Raw genomic sequence first — 18588 nt, forward strand, 5'->3', positions numbered from 1 at the left:
CCATGCTGTCGATCGGGACCGTACGGCCGTGCGCCTGGCGCTCAGCCACCGGTCACCTCCAGGATGCGGCTCCACACCACGTCGCCGTCGGGGTCGAGGCCCTCGTCGACGGCGCTCTGCCGGGTCCGGAGGACCGCGGCGTAGTCGCGCGGGAGCACCTTCGTGAATCGGTCGAACGCGGCGGCGCCCTCGGCGAGGAGCGTCGCGGCGACCGCCGAGTCGGTGTGCTCGAGGTGCTGCTCGAGCAGGTCGCGGACGATCTCGTGATCGGCGCTGCCGAGCTCGTGGAGCTCGAGCTCGCCGCTCGAGAGCGACTCGCGGTTGACCTTCGCCTCCGCGAGGTCGAGCACGTAGGCCGTGCCGCCGGACATGCCGGCCCCGAGGTTGCGCCCGGTCGGGCCGAGGATCAGCGCGAGGCCGCCGGTCATGTACTCCAGCGCGTGGTCGCCGACGCCCTCGACGACGGCGGTCGCCCCCGAGTTGCGGACGAGGAAGCGCTCCCCCACGATGCCGCGGATGAACATGCTGCCCTGCGTCGCGCCGTAGCCGATCACGTTGCCGGCGATCACGTTGCGCTCGGCGACGAAGCCCGCCTCACGCGAGGGGCGCACGATGATCTGGCCGCCCGAGAGGCCCTTGCCGACGTAGTCGTTCGAGTCGCCCTCAAGTCGCAGGCGGATGCCGCTCGGGAGGAACGCGCCGAACGACTGGCCCGCGCTGCCCGTGAGGGTCACGTCGATCGAACCCTCGGGCAGGCCCTGGGCGCCGTGGCGGACCGTGACCTCGTGGCCGAGCATGGTGCCGACCGCCCGCTCGGTGTTCCGGACCGGCAGCTCGATCTCGACCCGGCCGCCCTCCTCGAGCACGAGCGCGCTGCGCCGGATGAGCTCGTTGTCGAAGTGCTCGTCGAGCTCGTGGTCCTGCCGGCGGCCGTTGCGACGCGGCTCGGAGTCGGAGAAGTCGGGACCGACGAGAACCGGGGTCAGGTCGAGGCCCGACGCCTTCCAGTGCCGCACGGCGCGCTCCATGTCGAGGAGCTCGCGGCGGCCGATGATCTCGTCGAGCGAGCGGTAGCCGAGCTCGGCGAGGTACTCGCGCACTTCCTGTGCGATGAACTCGAAGAAGTTCACCACGAACTCGGGCTTGCCCGTGAAGCGCTTGCGGAGCTCGGGGTTCTGCGTCGCGACGCCGACCGGGCAGGTGTCGAGGTGGCAGACGCGCATCATGACGCAGCCCTCGACGACGAGCGGCGCGGTCGCGAAGCCGAATTCTTCGGCGCCGAGCAGCGCGCCGATCACGACGTCGCGACCGGTCTTCAGCTGTCCGTCGACCTGCACGACGACGCGGTCGCGCATGCCGTTGAGCATGAGCGTCTGTTGGGTCTCGGCGAGGCCGAGCTCCCACGGCGTGCCCGCGTGCTTCAGCGAGTTCAGCGGGCTCGCGCCCGTGCCGCCGTCGTGCCCGGAGACCAGGATGACGTCGGCCAGGGCCTTCGCCGTGCCCGCGGCGACGGCGCCGATCCCCGACTGGCTCACGAGCTTGACGTGCACGCGCGCCCCGGGGTTGGCGCGCTTCAGGTCGAAGATCAGCTGCTTGAGGTCTTCGATCGAGTAGATGTCGTGGTGCGGGGGCGGCGAGATGAGCCCGACGCCCGCCGTCGCGTGCCGCGTGCGGGCGACCCACGGGTAGACCTTGGTCGGCGGCAGCTGCCCGCCCTCGCCGGGCTTGGCGCCCTGTGCGAGCTTGATCTGGATGTCGTCGGCGTGCGTGAGGTACATGCTGGTCACGCCGAACCGGCCCGAGGCCACCTGCTTGATCGCGCTGCGCCGCTGCGGGTCGAGCAGGCGGTCGAGGTCCTCGCCGCCCTCACCCGTGTTCGACTTCGCGCCGAGGCGGTTCATGGCGATCGCGAGGGTCTCGTGCGCCTCCTTGGAGATCGAGCCGTAGCTCATCGCGCCCGTCGAGAAGCGCTTGACGATCGACTCGACCGGCTCGACCTCGTCGATCGGCACGGCCGGGCGCACGCCGGTCCGCAGCGCGAACATGCCGCGGAGCGTCATGAGCTGCTCCGCCTGCGTGTCGACCATGTCGGTGTACTCGCGGAAGACGTCGTAGCGGCGGTTCCGCGTCGAGTGCTGGAGGCGGAAGACGGTCTCGGGGTTGAAGAGGTGCGGCGAGCCGTCGCGGCGCCACTGGTACTCGCCGCCCGTCTGCAGGCGCTCGTGCGCCCGCACCGCGACATCCGCCGGGTAGGCCACCGAGTGGCGCGACCGGTTCTCTGCGGCGATCACGTCGATGCCGACGCCGCCGAGCTTCGAGGTCGTGCCGGTGAAGTACTCGTCGATGAACTCCTGCGAGAGCCCGACGGCCTCGAAGGCCTGGGCGCCGGCGTACGACGCGATCGTCGAGATGCCCATCTTCGACATGATCTTCAGCACGCCCTTGCCGAGCGCGGTGATGACGTTGCGCACCGCCTGCTCGGGGGTGACCCCCGTGAGCACGCCGGAGCGGACGAGTTCCTCGCACGTCTCCATGGCGAGGTACGGGTTCACCGCCGAGGCGCCGTAGCCGACGAGGAGCGCGACGTGGTGCACCTCGCGCACGTCGCCCGCCTCGACCACGAGGCCGACCTTCATGCGGGTCTCGGACCGGATGAGGTGGTGATGCACGGCCGAGAGCATGAGCAGCGACGGGATCGGCGCGAGGTCCTTCGTGGTGTCGCGGTCGCTCAGGACGATGAAGGACGCGCCCTCCTCGATCGCCTCGTCGACCTCGCGGCAGAGCTCGTCGATCCGGGCGCGGAGGCCCGCGTCGCCCTCGTCGACGCGGTACAGCCCGCGGAGCGTGCGTGCGGCACGAGCACCGGAGGGCGCGGTCATGTGCACGATCTTCGCGAGCTGGTCGTTGTCGATGACCGGGAAGTCGAGCGAGACCTGCCGCGCGTGCTCGGCACCCGCGGCGAGCAGGTTCCGCTCGGGGCCGAGCGAGGTCGAGAGCGAGGTCACGACCTGCTCGCGGATCGAGTCGAGCGGCGGGTTCGTCACCTGGGCGAACTGCTGGGTGAAGTAGTCGAAGAGCAGGCGGGGGCGCTGCGAGAGCACCGCGATCGGCGTGTCCGACCCCATCGCGCCGATGGGCTCCTGGCCCGCCTTGGCCATGGGCGCCAGGAGGACCTTCACCTCCTCCTCGGTGTAGCCGAAGGTGCGCTGGCGTCGGTTCACGGATGCCGGCGGGTGCACGATGTGCTCGCGCTCCGGCAGGTCGGCGAGGCGGATGCGGCCCTCGTCGAGCCAGTCCTGCCATGGGGCGGATGCCGCGAGCTCGGCCTTGATCTCGTCGTCCTCGATGAGGCGGCCCGCCTCGGTGTCGACGAGGAACATGCGACCCGGCTGCAACCGGCCCTTGCGGACCACTCGGCGCTGGGGGAGGTCGATCACGCCGATCTCGCTCGCGAGGACGACGAGCCCGTCGTCGGTCACGAGGTAGCGGCCCGGACGCAGGCCGTTCCGGTCGAGCGTCGCGCCGACGAGCGTGCCGTCGGTGAACACGATCGCCGCCGGGCCGTCCCACGGCTCCATGAGCATCGAGTGGTAGTCGTAGAACGCCCGCCGTGCCGGGTCGATCTCGGTCTGCTTCTCCCACGCCTCGGGCACCATCATCATGACGGCGTGCGGAAGGCTCCGCCCGGCCAGCGTGAGCAGTTCGACGACCTCGTCGAACGAGGCCGAGTCGCTCGCGCCCGGCGTGACGACGGGCATGACCGGCGCGAGGTCGCCGAGCACCTCGGACTCCAGCTGCGACTGGCGCGCGCGCATCCAGTTGCGGTTGCCCTGGATGGTGTTGATCTCGCCGTTGTGCGCGATCATCCGGAACGGCTGCGCGAGCGGCCACGACGGGAAGGTGTTCGTCGAGTAGCGCGAGTGGACGAGCGCGAGCTTGGACGCGAATCGCTCGTCGGAGAGGTCGGGGTAGAACGGCTCGAGCTGGAGCGTCGTCACCATGCCCTTGTAGACGAGGGTGCGGCTCGACAACGACGCGAAGTAGAGCTCGAGCTCGCGCTCGGCGCGCTTGCGCAGCCGGAACGTCAGGCGGTCGAGGGCGATGCCGGTGACGTGCGCGCCCTCCGACGTCGTCGCCGAGCTCCGGACGAAGAGCTGCTGGACGACCGGCATCGCCGCGCGCGCGAGCGTGCCGAGCTCGTCGGGGCGGACGGGGACCTCGCGCCATCCGATGACCTCGAGGCCCTCGGACCCCGCGATGCGCCGCAGCTGCTGCTTGACCTGGCTCCGCGCGGTGGGGTCGACGGGGAGGAACGCGTTGCCGACCGCGTAGGCCCCGGCCTCGGGGAGCGGGAAGTCCGCGACCTCTCGGAGGAACGCGTCGGGAACCTGGGTGATGATGCCTGCACCGTCGCCCGTGCCCGCGTCGGAGCCGACCGCACCTCGGTGCTCGAGGTTCCGCAGCGCGTCGAGCGCCGCGGTGATGATGTCATGCCCGGCGGTGCCGCGCAGGGTCGCGACCATCGCGAGCCCGCAGGCGTCCTTCTCTGCGGCAGGGTCGTACATGCCCTGGGCGGGCGGGGTCAGACCGAACCTGGCGTGGGGAGGGGGAAGCGACACGTTGGACCGTCCTCGGTATCTCGGTGGCAACGGGGACGGCGTCGGCCCACGATGGAGGATTCGCGGCGCGAGGTGCGGCGCAGCGATGGGGAACGCGATTTCGGCGTGGCTCCTATTCGGAGGCCGAGCGGCTCGAGCTTGTGGCAGCCGGCTCGCCGTGTGCGTTCTCGCCCTCGACGCCATCGTCGAGAGAGTCGGTGTCGGACTCGGTGTCGTCAGAGTCTACCTCAGCATCCGCGGGCACCCATTCACGCCCCGGGCGGTACACGCTCGGCTCGATTCCGGTGTGTCGGCGGCTCTGGACGATGATGATCACGATGCCGATGAGGATCGCCGCGAACGAGGCCCACACGTTCGAGCGGATGCCGAGGAACATCTCGCTCGGGTCGACGCGGATCGTCTCGAAGACGGCCCGACCCGCGCCGTACCAGATGAGGTAGGCGCCGAACATCTTGCCCCACCGGAGGCGGAACGCGCGCTCGAGTGCGAGGAGCACGACGACGCCGAGGAGGTTCCACACGATCTCGTACAGGAACGTCGGGTGGAACAGGGTGCCCTCGGGCAGCCCGGCGGGGAACGCCGCGTTGTCGGCCTCGATCTCGAGGCCCCACGGGAGGTCGGTCGGCCAGCCGAAGAGCTCGTGGTTGAACCAGTTGCCGAGGCGCCCGACCGCCTGCGCGACGAGGAGGCCGGGGGCGAGCGCGTCGGCGAACGACCAGAAACGGAGGCCCGTGAGTCGGCACGCGATGATGACGCCGACCGCACCGCCGATGAGCGAGCCGTAGATGGCGTTGCCGCCCTCCCAGATCGCGAAGACCCTCCACCACTCCTGGCCGGCGAAGTAGTCGTCGGGGTGCGTGAGCACGTGGTAGAGCCGCGCGCCGATGATGCCGAGCGGCACCGCCCACAGGACGACGTCGAGCACGATCCCCGGCTCGGCACCGCGTTTGGTGAGGCGGCGCGAGGTGATGATCGTGGCGAGGATGATGCCCGCGAGGATGCACAGGGCGTACATCTGGATGTTGAGCGTCAGTCCGAAGATCGGGATCTCCAGCGTGCGCCACGCCTCGTCGGGGCTCGGGATGCTGAGCGGTGCGATCACGCCGGGCTCTGCCTTTCGTCGATGCTGCGGGGCGCGCCGTCAGGGGCGGCCCCGTCGAGACTACTTCACTGTCGGACGGTGCCGCGCGCGAGCTCCGCAGCGAGCGCGCCCGCCGCGTCGACGCCGCCGTCGGCGAGCGCCTTGACGAGCGCCGAGCCGACGATCGCGCCCTCCGCGTACTCGAGCACCTCGGCGACCTGCGCGGCCGTCGAGATGCCGACGCCGACGCAGCTGGCGGGCGAGCCCGCCTCGCCCAGGCGGGCGACGAGCGTTCGGGCGGCGCGGTCGACGTCGCTCCGAGCACCCGTGATGCCCATCGTCGAGACCGCGTACACGAACCCGCGGCTCGCGTCGATCGTCTTCCGCAGGCGCGCGTCGGTCGAGGTCGGCGCCGCGAGGAACACGCGGTCGAGACCGGTCCTCTCGGAGGCGGCGATCCAGTCGGCGGCCTCGTCGGGGATGAGGTCGGGCGTGATGAGCCCGGCTCCCCCGGCGGCGGCGAGGTCGTCGGCGAACCGGTCGACGCCGTACTGCACGACGGGATTCCAGTACGTCATGAGGAGCACCGGCGCGTCGACGCGCTCGGTGACGCGGCGCACCGCCTCGAAGCCGTGCGCGAGACGGAAGCCGTTCGCGAGGGCCTGTTGCGTGGCGGCCTGGATGACGGTGCCGTCCATGACGGGGTCGGAGTACGGAAGGCCGAGCTCGAGCACGTCGACGCCGTTCTCGACGAGCGCGACCGCGGCGTCGACGCTCTCGTCGAGCGTCGGGAAGCCCACCGGGAGGTAGCCGATCAGCGCGCCGGCGGCCTCCTCGTTGCGCCTCGCGATGACGGGGCCGACGTTCCTCACTGCTCGCCTCCGTCGTACAGGCCGAAGTAGCGGGCGGCGGTGTCCATGTCCTTGTCGCCGCGACCGGAGAGGTTCACGAGGATCGTGGCGTCGCCGCCGAGTTCGTTGCCGAGCTCGATCGCGCCCGCGAGCGCGTGCGCCGACTCGATCGCGGGGATGATGCCCTCGGTGCGCGTCAGCAGGCGCAGGGCCTGCATGGCCGCGTCATCCGTCACCGCACGGTAGGTCGCCCGACCGAGCGCGGCGAGCCAGGAGTGCTCGGGGCCGACGCCCGGGTAGTCGAGGCCCGCGGAGATCGAGTGCGACTCGATGGTCTGGCCGTCCTCGTCCTGCAGGAGGTAGCTGCGCGCCCCGTGGAGCACGCCGGGTCGTCCCTTGGAGATGGTCGCGGCGTGACGCGGCGTCTCGACGCCCTCGCCCCCGGCCTCGTAGCCGTAGAGCGCCACGTCGGCGTCGTCGAGGAACGCGTGGAAGATCCCGATCGCGTTCGACCCGCCTCCCACGCACGCGGCGACGGCGGTCGGCAGCGCGCCGGTGAGGTCGAGCACCTGCTGGCGCGCCTCCTCGCCGATGATCTTCTGGAAGTCGCGCACCATCTCGGGGAACGGGTGCGGGCCCGCGACCGTGCCGAAGATGTAGTTGGTCGTCTCGACGTTCGTGACCCAGTCGCGCATGGCGTCGTTGATCGCGTCCTTCAGCGTGCGCGACCCGGTCTTCACCGCGATCACCTCGGCGCCGAGCAGCCGCATGCGCGCCACGTTCAGCGCCTGGCGTTCGGTGTCGACCTCGCCCATGTAGATCGTGCAGTCGAGCCCGAAGAGCGCGGCCGCGGTCGCGGTCGCGACGCCGTGCTGGCCCGCGCCCGTCTCGGCGATGACGCGCTGCTTGCCGATGCGCTTGGTGAGCAGCGCCTGGCCGAGCACGTTGTTGATCTTGTGCGAACCGGTGTGGTTCAGGTCCTCCCGCTTCAGGATGATGCGGGCGCCGCCCGCGTGCTCGGCGAAGCGCGGGACCTCGGTGATGATCGACGGCCGGCCCGTGTAGCTCCGGCCGAGCTCGGCGAGCTCCTCGCCGAAGGCGGGGTCGAGCTTCGCGAGCGTGTACGCCTCCGAGAGCTCGTCGAGGGCCGCGACGAGGGACTCGGGCACGAAGCGCCCGCCGAACTCGCCGAAGTAGGGACCGGTCTGGGCACGCAGGGCCATGTCACACCGCCAGGAATGCAGAGAGGTTCGAGATGGGGTCGCCCGTGACCAGCGCCTCGCCCACGAGCACCGCGTCGGCGCCCGCCGCGCGGTAGTGCGCGACATCCGCCGCCGACAGGACGGCCGATTCGGCGACCTTGATCGCGCCCGCGGGGAAGCGGTCGGCGACGCGGCCGAACAGGTCGCGGTCGAGCTCGAAGGTCGTGAGGTCTCGTGCGTTCACGCCGATGAGCTTCGCGCCGAGCTGAGCGGCGCGGTCGAGCTCCTCGGCGGAGTGCGTCTCGACGAGCGCCGTCATGCCGAGCTCGGTGATGAGCCCGTACAGCTCGGCGAGCGTCGCATCGTCGAGCGCGGCGACGATGAGGAGGACGAGGTCGGCACCTGCGGCGCGCGCCTCGAACACCTGGTACGCCGACGCGATGAAGTCCTTGCGCAGCACCGGCAGCGAGACCGCTGCACGGACCGACTCGAGGTCGGCGAGCGACCCGCCGAACTTCCGGCCCTCGGTGAGCACGCTGATCGCGCTCGCGCCGCCCAGTTCATAGGTGCGCGCGAGCGCGGCGGGGTCGTCGATCGCGGCGAGCGAGCCCCGCGAGGGGCTCGAGCGCTTGATCTCGGCGATGACCTTGACGTGCGCGGCCGGAGCGAGCGCGGCCAGCGCGTCGAGCGCATCGGGGCGCGCGAGGGCCGCGGCCTCGACCAGGGTCATCGGGCGGTCGGCGCGACGCGCTTCGGCGTCGGCGACGGCGTTCGCGGTGAGCTCGGACAGCACGCGTCAGTGCGCCTTGGGCGCGACCTTGTCGCCGTCGACGCCGTAGCCGGCGCGGGCGAGCGCCCACCCGACGACGATGCCGACGACGAGGAGTGCCGCGGACGCCCACACCAGCCACTGCACGTCGAAGAAGAACGCGACCGTGCCGATGGTGAAGGCGAGGAGCATGATCACCACGGCCGTCCAGGCCGCGGGCGAGTGTCCGTGGCCGGGGTCAACGTGCTCAGTGCTCATGGTGCTCCTTCTGTGCGGGGTCGGGGAAGAGTCTAGCGGGTGGGTTCGGCGCGCTCGTCGCCATCGGCCGGGCGGTCGTCGGGCTCGGCGCCGCCGTTCGGGTGGTCGGGCGCAATGTCGACGACCGACGGCGCGGATGCCTCGGTCGGATCGTCGCCGCGGCTGAGGTCGTCCCACGCATCGACGGCGCGGTCGGACGCAGGAGCCGCCGTCGCGCCGTCCGCTGCGACGCGCACGCCGCCGCCGTACCGGCGCGACGTGGGCCAGGCCCGGCCCGTGACGACGACCGCCAGGCCGGCGAGCACGACGATCACGCCGCCGGCGACGGCGACGGCGGGCCACGGCGACGCGACGACCTCGGCGACGAGTTCGGCGGTCGACTCCGCTCCGGCGACGCCCGTGGCCTCGGCGACCGCAGACGAGACCGCGGCCACCGGATCGGCGATCGCGAGCGAGGCGGCGAGCACGACGCATCCGCCGAGCAGTGCGGCGAGCAGGCCGAGCACGATCCGGATCAGCGGACCGGCGATCGTGAGCGCGCCGGCCAGCGCGAGCCCGGCGAGCGCGAGCGCGGACAGGGCGGGCGATGCGGCCTGGCCGCCGACCTCGAGCGTCGCCGCCGAACCAGCGGCCGCGCCGTCGACGAGGGTCGCGGTGTACCAGGTCTGGCTCCACGACAGCAGCGCGAGCCCGGATCCGACGAGGATGCCGAGGATCGCGGCGAGCTTCACGCGTCGGGCGGTCACGCTCACCCCGCCTGCACGGGTCGCATGGCGTTCGCGACCGCGACCGCCCGCAGCGGCGCGGCCGCCTTGTTCACCGACTCCTGGTACTCCGACTCCGGGTTCGAGTCGGCCACGAGGCCGCCCCCCGCCTGCACGCGCGCGACGCCGCCGATGATCGTGGCCGTGCGGATCGCGATCGCGAGGTCGGCGTCGCCGCCGAAGCCGAAGTAGCCGACCACTCCCCCGTAGACGCCGCGCTGCGCGGGCTCGAGCTCGTCGATGATCTCGAGCGCGCGCGGCTTCGGCGCGCCGGAGAGCGTGCCCGCCGGGAACGTCGCCCGGAACACGTCGACGGCGTTCGCGTCGGGCGCGAGGTCGCCCTCGACCGACGAGACGAGGTGCATGATGTGGCTGAACCGCTCGACGCGCATGAACTCGGTCACCTCGACGGTGCCCGCCGTGCAGACCTTCGCGAGGTCGTTGCGCGCCAGGTCGACGAGCATGAGGTGCTCGGCCTGCTCCTTCGGGTCGGCGACGAGCTCGGCCTCGAGGTCGGCGTCGTCCTCCGGGGTCGCGCCGCGCGGCTTCGAGCCGGCGATCGGGTGCGTGTACACGCGGCCGTCCTCGACCTTGACGAGGGCCTCGGGCGACGAGCCGACGATCCAGTACGGCTCGCCCGCGACGTCCTCGAGGTGCAGCAGGTACATGTACGGGCTGGGGTTGAGGCTCCGGAGCACGCGGTACACGTCGATCGGGTGGGCCGTGGCCTCCTGCTCGAACCGCTGCGAGACGACGACCTGGAAGATGTCTCCCTCGCGGATGTACTCCTTCGAACGCTCGACCGCCGCGAGGAAGTCGGCCTTCTCGGTGCGGTACCAGGGCTCGGGAGCGCGAGACAGGTCGATCTCGGCGAGGTGCGCCGCGGCCGGCTCGGCGAGCGCCGCCTGCATGCGGTCGAGGCGGGCCTGCGCGTCGGCCCAGAGCTGCTCCGCGGGCTCGTCGCGGTCGTTGAGCACGGATGCCACGAGCTGCACGGTGCCCGTCCGGTGGTCCATCACGACGAGCTCGGACACGAACGCGAACGCCTGCCCGGGCACGTCGAAGTCGGCCGGCGGACGGTTCGGCAGGTGCTCGATCTGACGGATCGCCTCCCAGCCGATGAACCCGACGAGGCCGCCCGTGAGCGGCGGCGCGCCCGGCACGTCCTCCGTCTGCCAGCGCGCGTAGAGCGCCTCGAGCGCGGCGAGCGGCGCGAGGTCGGCGGATGCCTCGCCGAGGGCGCGCTCGCGCGACATCCCGTAGTCGAGCCACTCGACCCGCCCGTCGCGGTCGGTGAGGACGCCGTGCGACGCCGCGCCGACGAACGAGTACCTCGACCAGATGCCGCCCTGCTCGGCGGACTCGAGCAGGAAGGTGCCGGGCCGACCGCCCGCGAGCTTGCGGTAGATGCCGACGGGCGTCTCGCCGTCGGCGAACAGCTCCCGCACGACGGGCACGACCCGCCGCCCCTCGAGCAGTGTCGTGAATTCGTCGAAGCGGGTCGTGGCGGTGCGTGCGGCGGTCATCGTGCTCCTCCGGGCGCCGGGTCGGGGTCGGATGCGGGCGCGGACTCGGCGGCGGAACCGGGCGCACCGACCACGACCTGCAGCGGATCGCCGTCGAAGCACGTGCGGGTGCCGGTGTGGCACGCGACGCCCACCTGCTCGACCCGCACGAGCAGCGTGTCGGCGTCGCAGTCGAGCGCGGCGGAGCGGACGTACTGCGCGTGACCGGAGGTGTCGCCCTTCCGCCAGTACTCCTGGCGCGAACGCGACCAGAACGTCACGCGCCCCTCGATGAGCGTGCGCCGCATGGCCTCGCGGTCCATCCAGCCGAGCATGAGCACCTCGCCGGTGTCCCACTGCTGGATGACGGCGGGCAGCAGCCCGTCGGCGTTGAACGCGGCTCGGTCGACCGCGGTGGCGTCTGGCGCCCACTTCTCGGCGTCGCGCTCGAGCTCCTCGTCGTCGCGGTACGTCATCGCACGACCCTTCCGTCTGCGGCGAGGGCCTGCTTGACCTCGCCGATGGTGAGCTCGCCGTTGTGGAAGACGGATGCCGCGAGCACGGCATCGGCTCCGGCCTCGATGGCGGGCGCGAAGTGCTCGAGCGCCCCGGCGCCGCCCGACGCGATGACGGGCACGCTCGAGAGTTCGTGCATGGCGCGGACGAGCTCGAGGTCGAAGCCCTGCTTGGTACCGTCGGCGTCGATCGAGTTGACGAGCAGTTCGCCCGCGCCGAGCCCGATCGCCCGGCGCGCCCAGTCGAGCGCGTCGAGGTCGGTCTCGGTGCGTCCGCCGTGGGTGGTCACCACGAAGCCCGACTCCGTGCGGTCGGACCGCTTGACGTCGAGCGAGAGCACGCAGACCTGGGCGCCGAACCGGTCGGCGATCTCGGCGATGAGCTCGGGTCGCGCGATCGCCGCGCTGTTCACGCCGATCTTGTCGGCGCCGTGGCCGAGCAGCCGCGCGACGTCGGCCGTGGAGCGGACGCCGCCGCCGACCGTGAGCGGGATGAAGACCTGCTCGGCGACCCGGCGGACCATGTCGAACGTGGTCGAACGGTCGTCGACCGTGGCGGTGACGTCGAGGAACGTGAGCTCGTCGGCACCCTGCTCGGCGTAGCGGGCGGCGAGCTCGACGGGGTCGCCGGCGTCGCGGAGGTTCAGGAAGTTGACGCCCTTGACGACGCGGCCGCCGGCCACGTCGAGACAGGGGATCACACGGACGGCGAGGGACATGCGTCGCTCCCCTACAGCCGCGCGGCGTGGATCGCGCTCACGAGGATCGCGCGCGCACCGAGCTCGTACAGGGCGTCCATCACGTGGTTCGTCTCGACGCGCGGGATCATGACGCGCACGGCCACCCACTCGGGGTCGTGCAGCGGCGACACCGTGGGCGACTCGAAGCCCGGCGCGGCAGCGGTCGCGGCCTCGAGCTTGGCTACCGGCACGTCGTAGTCGACGAGCACGTACTGGCGCGCGACGAGCACGCCCTGCAGGCGACGCACGAGCGTTTGCGTACCCGGCTTCTCCACCCCGGAGCCGATGAGCACGGCCTCGGAGTCGAGGATGACCGGACCGAAGATGTCGAGGCCGGCCTTGCGCAGGGTCGAACCCGTCGACACGACGTCGGCGACGGCATCCGCCACGCCGAGCCGCACCGCGGACTCGACCGCGCCGTCGAGCTTGACGAGCTTCGCCGTCACGCCGTGTCGGCCGAGGAAGTCGCCCACGAGGCCGGGGTAGCTCGTCGCGACGCGCACGCCCTCGAGGTCGGCGAGTTCGGCGTAGGCACCCGGCGGGCCGGCGAACCGGAACGTCGAGTCGCCGAAGCCGAGCGGGGCGATCTCGGTCGCCTCCGAGCCGGAGTCGAGCAGCAGGTCGCGGCCCGTGATGCCGACGTCGAGCGCACCCGAGCCGACGTAGGTGGCGATGTCGCGCGGGCGGAGGTAGAAGAACTCGACCCCGTTGCGGGGGTCGGCGACCACGAGTTCACGCGAGTCCCTGCGACCGGTGTACCCGGCCTCGTAGAGCATCTGCGCGGCGGTCTCGGAGAGCGAGCCCTTGTTGGGCACGGCGATTCGGAGCATTCCCTGGCTTTCGTGTCGACGGAACTGATCTGCGGTCATGGCGTGATCAGAGATGTCGGTACACGTCGGCGGGCGCGAGGCCCTTCGCGAGCATCAGCACCTGCAGGTGGTACAGGAGCTGCGAGATCTCTTCCGCGGTCTCGTCGTCGCTCTGGTATTCGGCGGCCATCCAGACCTCGGCCGCCTCCTCGACGATCTTCTTGCCGATGGCGTGCACGCCGGCGTCGAGCTGACGGACGGTGCCACTGCCCTCGGGGCGCGAGCGGGCCTTGTCCTGGAGCTCGACGAAGAGGTCGTCGAAGGATTTCACCCGTCCAGACTAGCGGGGTCCTCGTGGCGCTCGTGGCGGTGTGACGCCACCGCGGCTCGGAGCTCGGTGATCCGCTCCTCGGGCACGCCGCGGAACACGGCCGACCCGGCGACGAAGGTGTCGGCGCCCGCCTCGGCGGCGATGCCGATCGTGTCGACCGTGATGCCGCCGTCGACCTGCAGCCAGACGTCGAGTCCGGCGGCCTCGACCGCGTCGGCGACGCGGCGCAGCTTCGGCATCGTCTCGGAGATGAAGGACTGCCCGCCGAAGCCCGGCTCGACGGTCATGATGAGGACCTGGTCGAACTCGGGCAGGAGGTCGAGGTAGGGCGCGGCATCCGTCCCCGGCTTCAACGCGATCCCGGCACGGGCGCCGATCTGCCGCAGGTGCCGGGCGAGCGCGACGGGCTCGTTCACGGCCTCGGCGTGGAAGGTGACCGACGCCGCTCCCGCCTCGGCGTAGCCCGGCGCCCAGCGGTCGGGGTCGTCGATCATGAGGTGCACGTCGAGCGGGACCGGGCTGACCTGCTGCAGCCGCTGCACCATCGGCAGGCCGAAGGTGAGGTTCGGCACGAAGTGGTTGTCCATGATGTCGACGTGCACGAGGTCGGCGGTGCCGATCCGTCCGAGTTCTCGCTCGAGGTTCGCGAAGTCGGCCGCGAGGATGCTCGGGTTGATGCGCGTCGCCATGCCCGCAACCCTATCGGCGTCGGCCACCGCTCAGCGCTTGCGCACGAGGGCGATGAACATCGCGTCGGTGCCGTGCCGATGCGGCCAGAGCTGCACCGTGCGCCCGTCGCCGGCGAGGTCGAGAGGATGCTCCGCCAGCTGCTGCACGACGGCGGCCGTGTCGAGCGCCTCGGCCGCGTCCCCCCAGCGCGCGAGCGCGCGTCCGAGGCTGCCGTGCGTCTCCGCCGTGTGCGGCGAGCACGTGACGTAGGCCAGGACGCCGCCGGGGGCGAGCGCGGTGAACGCGGCATCCGCCAGCTCGCCCTGCAGCTCGGTCAGCTGGGCGACATCCGTCGGGCTCTTCCGCCAGCGGGCCTCGGGCCGGCGGCGGAGCGCCCCGAGGCCCGTGCACGGCGCGTCGAGCAGGATGCGGTCGAAACCGCCCTCCGCACCCATCGCCGCCGGATCGAGCTCGCGACCGTCGCCGACGCGGACCGCGACCTCGAGGGGAACCGGCGCGACGGCCCTCCGGACGAGTTCGGCACGCGCCGGGACGACCTCGTTCGCCACGAGCGACGCGCCGCCCGCCAGCGCCTCGGCGGCGAGCAGCGCGGTCTTGCCGCCGGGGCCGGAGCAGAGGTCGAGCCAGCGTTCGCCGGGCCGCACCGGGGCGACCCGGCTCAGCGCGAGCGCCGCGAGCTGCGAGCCCTCGTCCTGGACCCGCACCCGGCCCTCGTTCGCGGCCACGAGGTCGAACGGCGCGTCGGCCGTCAGGCCCGTCGGCGCGTAGCGATCGGGCTCGCCGAGCTCCGCCGGGTCGGCAGCGAGGCCGGGAAGGGCGGCGAGGTTCACGCGCGGCGTCGCGTTGTCGGCCTCGAGGAGGGCGACCAGCTCGTCGCCGCGGCCCTCGCGCTCGAGCGCCGACCGGAGCGCCCGGATCACCCAGACGGGATGCGAGTGCACGGCGGCGAGCGCCGCATCCGCCGACCCGGCCTCCTCCGCGATCAGCTCGAGCCAGTCCGCGAGCTCGCGGCGCGACACGGTGCGCAGCACGGCGTTCACGAACCCGGCCGCCGACGGCGCGACGCGGCGCGCGAGCGCGACGGACTCGTTGACGGCCGCATGCGTCGGCACACGCGTGGCGAGCAGCTGGTGGGCGCCGAGCCGCAGCACGTCGAGCACCGGCGGGTCGATCGCTGCGACGTCGCGGCCCGCCGCGAGCGCGATGATCGCGTCGTAGCGGCCCAGGAGGCGGAGCGTGCCGTAGGTCAGCTCGGTCGCGAGCGCGGCATCCGCCGGGCTGAGCTTCGCCCGCTCGATCCGGGTCGGCAGCAGCAGGTTCGCGTAGGCGTCGGAGTCGCGGACGGCGGCGAGGACGTCGTAGGCGACGAGCCGCGCCGGCGAGACCCGTTCCTGCCGCGGCCGGCCGCTTCGACCGCGTCCGCCGCCGTCGCCGCGCCGGTGCTGCGCGCGAGGGCTCCCTCCCCCGGCGCCGCCCGAGCGACCTGCGCCGACGGGGCGTTCCGGTCGGCCGTTCCCGTGCGTCTCCCCGCTCATCGCGCCTCCGCCCGTTCGGCACCGAGGCCGCGCCACCAGTCGGCGGCGGCCATCGCGTTCCGGCCGGCGGGCTGGACGCGACGGAGCTCCATGGCCCCGTCGGCCGTGCCCACGAGCAGGCGCTTCCGGTCGAGGCGGATCTCGCCCGGCTCGAGTCGCGGCGTTTCGGCTCCGACCGAGGCGGGCCTGGCCTCCAGCACCTTCAGCCGGATGCCGTCGACCTCCGTGTGCGCGCCGGGCTCGGGGGTCACGCCGCGGACGCGCGCGTCGACCTCGACGATCGATCGCGTCCAGTCGATCCGGCCGTCCTCGATCGAGAGCTTCGGCGCGAACGTCGGTTCGCCGGCCTGCGGGGTCGCGACGGCGATGCCGGCCGCGATCGCGTCGACGACGTCGAGCACGAGGTCGGCCTCGGTCTCGGCCAGCGACTCGAGCGCCAGCCCCGCCGTCTCGCCCGGCGCGACGGGCCTCGTCCGGGACGCGTAGACGTCGCCCGCGTCGAGCTCGGGCACGAGCCGGAAGACGCTCGCGCCGATCTCGGCGTCGCCCGCGATGAGCGCACGCTGCACGGGCGCCGCGCCGCGCCAGGCGGGAAGCGCCGAGAAGTGCAGGTTGATCCAGCCGTGCGGGGGCGTCGAGAGCAGCGGCTCGCGGACCAGGCCCCCGTACGCCACGACCACGCCGAGGTCGGGACGGAGCGCCTCGATGCGCTCCGTGGCCTCGGCGTCGAGGCGCGCGGCGTCGATCACCGGGAGGCCGAGCCGCTCGGCGGCCTGCGCGACCGGCGACGGCGTGAGGACGCGCTTGCGGCCGAGCGGCGCGGGCGGCCTCGTGACGACGCCGACGACCTCGTGGCCGGATTCGGCGAGACGTTCGAGGGTGGGCACGGCGACGGCGGGGGTTCCCGCGAACACGATCCGGAGGTGGGGCACACCCCATTGTCCCAGTGTCACGGGAGGTCGGGATCGTCCATGCGGACGCGGAGCACCGGTGGGCGGCCGGGGCGTCGACCCGCGACCGGTCGGCGACGCTCGGTCGCGGCGCGGATCGCCTCGCCCTTCAGCCGCTGGGCGACCTCGACTCCGGCGCCGTAGCCGAAGCGGACGATCGCCCGCTCGAGGCCCTCGTCGGCGGCGGGCGTCGGGCCGAGCACGTCGACGCCGTCGACCCCGCGCACTCGCTCGAGCGCCGCAGCGAGCCGCTCGTGCGACGACGTCACCGAGGCCATCCGCACCGCGGGCGGGAATCGCAGCGCTCGACGGGTCTCGAGCTCCTCCGCCGCCCATGCCGGCTGGCGCCACGTGGCGAGAGCCGTGCCGAGAGCTCCACCAACCCCGACGAGGAACACCGGCGCGGCGGGGGCCGCGAGCGCGGCGGCGTTCGACCACCACCGCAGGCAGTCCTCGGCGACGCGGAGCGATTCGCGCAGCAGCATCCGCTCGCCGTCGAGGAGCAGCACGGCGCGGTAGCCGCCGTCGGCGATCGGCTCGGCCCCACGGGTCGCCACGACGAGTTGCGGCTCGGCGCCGACGCGGAGGATCGGTCGCTCGCCGTCGGAGACCACGACCCGCGATCGCGGGAACGCGCGACCGAGCTCCTCGGCGGTGCGGCTCGCGCCGACGACCGCCGCGCGCAGCTTCGTGCCCTCGCACACGCCGCAGCGCCACGCGGTCGCGGCGGTGCCGCAGAGCCCGCACGCCGGCGCGCCGCCCGCGCGCGGCACGGCGAGTGCGCCACCGCACGCCGTGCATCGCGCGGGCTCGCGGCAACGGTCGCACGCGAGCATGGGCGTGTGGCCGGGTCTTGCGACCTGGACGAGCACCGGTCCGTCGGCGACGGCCGCCTGTGCTTCGCGCCAGGCCCCGGACGGAATGCGCGCTCCCCCGGTCTCGGGCGCGGACTGCTGGTCGGTGAGGACGATCCGCGGGCGTGCGCCGCGCCGCAGCGGCACGTCGTGCACCCAACCCAGTTCGACGAGTCGCTGCACGTCGACGCTCCGGCTCTGCGCGAGGAAAAGCAGCGCCGCACCGGACTGCTCCTGCCGGATGAGCGCCGCGTCACGGCTGTGGACGCCCGGCGCGAGCGGCTCTGACTGCAGCGGGTCGCCGTCGTCGACGACCACGATGAGCCCGAGGCGAGCGGCGGGCGCGTAGACGGTCGACCGGCTGCCGACGACGATCCGGGCGGCGTCGCCGGTCGCGTCGAGGAAGGCCCGATACCGCGCAGGCCCGGTCTGGCGCGCGTCGGTGCGCAGCACCCGTCGCGGGTCGACGACCTCAGCGAGGGCGGCCTCGAGCTGCTCCTGGTCGCGGTAGTCGGGCACCGCGACGATCGTCGAGCGATCGTGGGCGAGCGCGTGCGCGGCGGCCTGCGCGACGGTGCGAGCCCAGCCGCCGACCCACGCGCCGGACTCGAGGCGAACCGGGCGGGCATCGGCGGCCAGCGCCATCCGCTCGCCCGCCGAAATGCCCTGCTCGACGCGCCCCGGGGCGTACCCGTCGACCGCCACCGGATGATCGGGCAGCGGGCCGGGATCGGGCTCGGCCGCGCGCCAGGCCTTCTCGGCGCGGACGTACCGGGGCGGGATCGCGATGCGGAGGACGTCGCTCGCATTGCCCGCCGCCCGGTCGGCGGCCGCACGTGCGAGCCGCCACACGTCGGGCACGAGCGCCGGGACATCGGAGACGACGTCGTCGACCTCGCTGAGCTCGCCCCGGTACTCCGACCGCTCGGCGAGCTCCACGATCCAGCCCTGGGCGATGCGCCCGCCCGACCGGAGCGGCACGCGCACCCGGACACCACGCACCGCGGCGTCGGCGAGCCGCTCGGGAACGCGGTAGTCGAACAGCTGGTCGAGCTGCGGCAGCGGCGAGTCGACGAGGACCCGCGCCACCGGCCGGTCGGTCACCTCAGCGCCCG

General features: G+C 72.9%; 16 protein-coding genes. All 16 read right to left on the bottom strand.

The genetic code is table 11. The annotated features are described in order from the left end of the window. Window positions 1-41: 41 nt before the first annotated feature. The gene (gene gltB, locus GJ743_RS11700; protein ID WP_155052305.1) at window positions 42-4565 is read right to left on the bottom strand and encodes a glutamate synthase large subunit; all 4524 of its coding nucleotides are present in this window, start codon (window positions 4563-4565) and stop codon (window positions 42-44) included. Window positions 4566-4731: 166 nt separating this feature from the next. Beyond that, a complete protein-coding gene (gene lgt, locus GJ743_RS11705; protein WP_376861959.1) occupies window positions 4732-5721 on the bottom strand; it encodes a prolipoprotein diacylglyceryl transferase in 990 nt (329 codons plus the stop codon). A gap of 65 nt (window positions 5722-5786) precedes the next feature. Then, window positions 5787-6572, bottom strand: a complete 786-nt coding sequence (trpA, locus tag GJ743_RS11710; protein ID WP_328289107.1) for a tryptophan synthase subunit alpha — start codon at window positions 6570-6572, stop codon at window positions 5787-5789. Further along, on the bottom strand, window positions 6569-7774 hold the full coding sequence (gene trpB, locus GJ743_RS11715; RefSeq protein WP_155052103.1) for a tryptophan synthase subunit beta: 1206 nt from the start codon (window positions 7772-7774) through the stop codon (window positions 6569-6571). The genes trpA and trpB overlap by 4 nt, the downstream gene beginning before the upstream one ends. Window position 7775: 1 nt before the next feature. Then, entirely contained in the window at window positions 7776-8546 is a 771-nt protein-coding gene (trpC, locus tag GJ743_RS11720) for an indole-3-glycerol phosphate synthase TrpC (RefSeq protein ID WP_328289108.1), read from the bottom strand. A gap of 3 nt (window positions 8547-8549) precedes the next feature. Beyond that, window positions 8550-8780: a DUF6704 family protein gene (locus GJ743_RS11725; protein WP_155052104.1), complete on the bottom strand. Its 231-nt coding sequence runs from the start codon at window positions 8778-8780 to the stop codon at window positions 8550-8552. Window positions 8781-8812: 32 nt separating this feature from the next. Further along, window positions 8813-9526, bottom strand: coding sequence for a Trp biosynthesis-associated membrane protein (locus GJ743_RS11730; protein WP_328289109.1), 714 nt, complete (start codon window positions 9524-9526; stop codon window positions 8813-8815). A 2-nt stretch (window positions 9527-9528) separates the two neighbouring features. Further along, window positions 9529-11070: an anthranilate synthase component I gene (locus GJ743_RS11735; protein WP_155052105.1), complete on the bottom strand. Its 1542-nt coding sequence runs from the start codon at window positions 11068-11070 to the stop codon at window positions 9529-9531. Beyond that, on the bottom strand, window positions 11067-11525 hold the full coding sequence (gene hisI, locus GJ743_RS11740; protein WP_155052106.1) for a phosphoribosyl-AMP cyclohydrolase: 459 nt from the start codon (window positions 11523-11525) through the stop codon (window positions 11067-11069). The genes GJ743_RS11735 and hisI overlap by 4 nt, the downstream gene beginning before the upstream one ends. Beyond that, complete coding sequence (hisF, locus tag GJ743_RS11745) at window positions 11522-12283, bottom strand: imidazole glycerol phosphate synthase subunit HisF (RefSeq protein ID WP_155052107.1); 762 nt, start codon at window positions 12281-12283, stop codon at window positions 11522-11524. The genes hisI and hisF overlap by 4 nt, the downstream gene beginning before the upstream one ends. A gap of 11 nt (window positions 12284-12294) precedes the next feature. Then, window positions 12295-13134: an ATP phosphoribosyltransferase gene (gene hisG / locus GJ743_RS11750; protein WP_155052108.1), complete on the bottom strand. Its 840-nt coding sequence runs from the start codon at window positions 13132-13134 to the stop codon at window positions 12295-12297. Window positions 13135-13180: 46 nt separating this feature from the next. Then, on the bottom strand, window positions 13181-13444 hold the full coding sequence (locus GJ743_RS11755; RefSeq protein WP_328289110.1) for a phosphoribosyl-ATP diphosphatase: 264 nt from the start codon (window positions 13442-13444) through the stop codon (window positions 13181-13183). Continuing rightward, window positions 13441-14133 (bottom strand): ribulose-phosphate 3-epimerase, encoded by a 693-nt coding sequence (rpe, locus tag GJ743_RS11760; protein WP_155052109.1) that lies wholly within the window; start codon window positions 14131-14133, stop codon window positions 13441-13443. The genes GJ743_RS11755 and rpe overlap by 4 nt, the downstream gene beginning before the upstream one ends. 30 nt (window positions 14134-14163) lie before the next feature. Then, complete coding sequence (locus GJ743_RS11765) at window positions 14164-15669, bottom strand: RsmB/NOP family class I SAM-dependent RNA methyltransferase (protein WP_155052110.1); 1506 nt, start codon at window positions 15667-15669, stop codon at window positions 14164-14166. Next, entirely contained in the window at window positions 15666-16601 is a 936-nt protein-coding gene (gene fmt / locus GJ743_RS11770) for a methionyl-tRNA formyltransferase (protein ID WP_328289111.1), read from the bottom strand. Before fmt ends, GJ743_RS11765 begins: the two co-directional genes overlap by 4 nt. Window positions 16602-16618: 17 nt before the next feature. Next, complete coding sequence (locus GJ743_RS11775; protein WP_328289112.1) at window positions 16619-18577, bottom strand: primosomal protein N' family DNA-binding protein; 1959 nt, start codon at window positions 18575-18577, stop codon at window positions 16619-16621. Window positions 18578-18588: the final 11 nt, after the last annotated feature.

This window comes from Agromyces bracchium (genome assembly GCF_009709675.1).
GTDB lineage: Bacteria > Actinomycetota > Actinomycetes > Actinomycetales > Microbacteriaceae > Agromyces > Agromyces bracchium.